The following is a 2,587-nucleotide window of genomic DNA, read 5'->3' on the forward strand; positions in this document are numbered from 1 at the left end:
GCGGCTCGCGAGCGCGCGCCGGCGCACGCCGAGCCAGAGCCCTGCGGCGAACGCGCGCGCGAGCGCGTCGCTGCGGCTGGCGAACAGCACCGGACAGATCAGGCGTGCGGCAAAGTGGAGATGTTCATAGCGATAGCGCGCATACAGCGCGGCGTCGTAGCGGTTCGCCTCGGTCCGCCGCCGGTAGCGGCGTTCCGCGTCGTCGTCGACGACCCAGGCGGCAAACAGGATCTGGTCGTCGCCGAGTTCGAGCATGCGGCCGATGCCGATGCGAAGACGCTGCCACAGGCGCATCGGCCGGCGCTGCTGTTCGTCGGCGAGCAGCGCGGCGAACATGCCGTAGTGACGCGCCTCGTCGAGCGCGAGCGCGTGCAGCACGGCGCGCCCGGTCTCGTCGCCGCAACTGTCGCGCAGCACGCGGTAGAACGTGCTCGCGAGCGCCTCGACGATGCAGCGCGCGACGAGTTCGCCGGCTATCGATCCGCGCACCGAAGCGCCGTCGCAGTCGTGGTACGCGACGCCGCGCACGTAGGCGTCCATCGCCGGCTCGAACGCGAAGCTGCCGCCGATCGCGTCGCAGAGGCGGCGCAGCGCGCGGCCGTGTTCGCGCTCCTCGCGGTTCCATGCATCGATCGCGGCGCGCCAGTCGTCGCCGCGCGCCGCGAACACGGCGCGCAGGTAGTCGCCGTATTGGTCGGCGCGCGATTCGACGAGCGCGGTCGTGCGCAGGATCAGCACGAGCGCGTCGTCGTAGCGTTCCGGATTCGTGCGCGCGTATTCGAAGTCGGTCGCCTGCCATGGGCGCGCGGCCGGTCTGAGGAAGGTCATGTCGACGCTCCGTCGGAAGGGAAGCGCGACGATGAACGCGGTCGCCGGCAGGCTGCGGGCGCAATCGCGACGATATAGGACAGGTTGGGGCGAGAATCGGGCGGCCGCGCCGTACTATCGGCGCGATCGACCGGAGACCTGCGATGGACGCCCGATATTTCCGCTCGCCGGCCGAGTTCCGGCGCTGGCTCAAGAGCAACCATGCGAAGGCGGCCGAACTCTGGGTCGGCTACCACAAGGTCGGCAGCGGCGAGCCCAGCCTGACCTGGCCGCAGTCGGTCGACGAGGCGCTGTGCTACGGCTGGATCGATGGCGTGCGCCAGCGCGTCGACGAGACGCGCTACCGCATCCGCTTCACGCCGCGGCGCGACGGGAGCATCTGGAGCAACGTCAACGTGCGCCGCATCGGCGAACTCGAGGCCGAAGGCCGCGTCGAGGCGGCCGGCCGCGCCGCATTCGCTGCGCGCCGCGAGGATCGCTCGGCGGTCTACAGCTACGAACGGCGCATCGACGCGCTGCCGCCGGAACGCCGCGCGGTGCTCGATGCGAATCCGGCCGCTGCCGCGTTCTTCGATACGCAGCCGCCGTCGTATCGCCGCGCGTGCTGCAACTGGATCGTCGGCGCGAAGCAGGAGCCGACGCGCGTGCGACGGCTGCAGCAATTGATCGAGCATTGCGAACGCGGCGAGACGCTGGCGCAGTTCACGCGGCGGTGACCGGTGCGAAGCTCTAACTCCATGCTAAACGGACAACGTCGATAGACTGTACCCTGATGAATGGATAGGTATACATGAGGCATGTTGCATACTTTCTCCCCTCAGGGGGTAAGTGCGTTAACAATGGAGTGTTGGATGACCAAGGTAGTAAGAGCTGCCCTCGTTTGCCTCATGGGCATGATCGGCGCGAATACGGCTACGGCCTCGACGGCAAAGTGCGTCAACTGTGACGACACGCAGATGTACAACATGGCTCGCACGCTGGGCGCGAGTTCAGCGGCTCACATCGTGTGGGACCCGGCCACCGGCAATATCAAGCGGTATCTCAACTATTGCGGTTCCGCGCCGAACAGCGCCGATCCCGGAACCAAGGCCGGCGGCATGAAAACGATCTGCAACCTGCAGACCGAGGAACTGCCCGTCGATGGCGACCTCGCTACCGTCGCTACCGCCATGAGCGAGGTCTGGCGGCAGACCAATGGCACGTTCAAGGGGGATTTCACGTCGAACATCGGCGGGATCACGTACAACTCCTACTATCCCGGAAAGCCGACAGCGCATGACTTCCAGATAGATTCTGCATTGCGCGGCAACATTCAAGATCTTGTGAACACGCCGGAGATATTCTCCACGCCCGGCACTGGTGCCTCCAGTACGTTGGGTCATGCGTTGGCCGCCATCGCGGCGCATGTGGACGCCTACCTGGCGATGAAGCAGGGCGTATATCTGACGATCGACGTCGAGTTCCATGATGGCTCAAAGGTGAGTTTCCTCCTGACCCTCGGCCAGATCCCCCAATACGTCCCAGGTAGCGCGCGCGACAGCACCGGACATGCCCTTCCTGATCCTGCGGGAGAAGGGATTTCGTACTCCGGGCGCTGGTACTTTGGACCCGGCGATGACCACAACATGGCCGAGTTCATCGAGTACATGCGGTCGCTCGGGATAACCATCACCAGTGGCAGCGGTCAAGGCGAAGGCCAAGTCAACTGTGTCTGGACGCCGAGCAACAACACGACGACGTGTTTCATTCCTCGCTGAAC

The 2,587-nt window shown here is 65.7% G+C and carries 3 protein-coding genes; 2 read left to right on the forward strand and 1 reads right to left on the reverse strand.

Annotated features, from left to right (window positions below; all coding sequences use genetic code 11):
• Positions 1–828 (reverse strand): ferritin-like domain-containing protein (locus VLF18_RS18340; RefSeq protein WP_325281071.1); only part of this gene is annotated, 828 nt, incomplete at its 3' end.
• 143 nt (positions 829–971) lie between these two features.
• Between VLF18_RS18340 and VLF18_RS18345 the strand changes: the two genes are divergently transcribed.
• Entirely contained in the window at positions 972–1,544 is a 573-nt protein-coding gene (locus tag VLF18_RS18345; RefSeq protein WP_325281072.1) for a YdeI/OmpD-associated family protein, read from the forward strand.
• 135 nt (positions 1,545–1,679) lie between these two features.
• A complete protein-coding gene (locus VLF18_RS18350; protein WP_325281073.1) occupies positions 1,680–2,585 on the forward strand; it encodes a hypothetical protein in 906 nt (301 codons plus the stop codon).
• The last annotated feature ends 2 nt before the right edge of the window (positions 2,586–2,587 follow it).

It is taken from the genome of Tahibacter sp. (assembly GCF_035481375.1).
In the GTDB taxonomy this organism is placed as follows: domain Bacteria; phylum Pseudomonadota; class Gammaproteobacteria; order Xanthomonadales; family Rhodanobacteraceae; genus Tahibacter.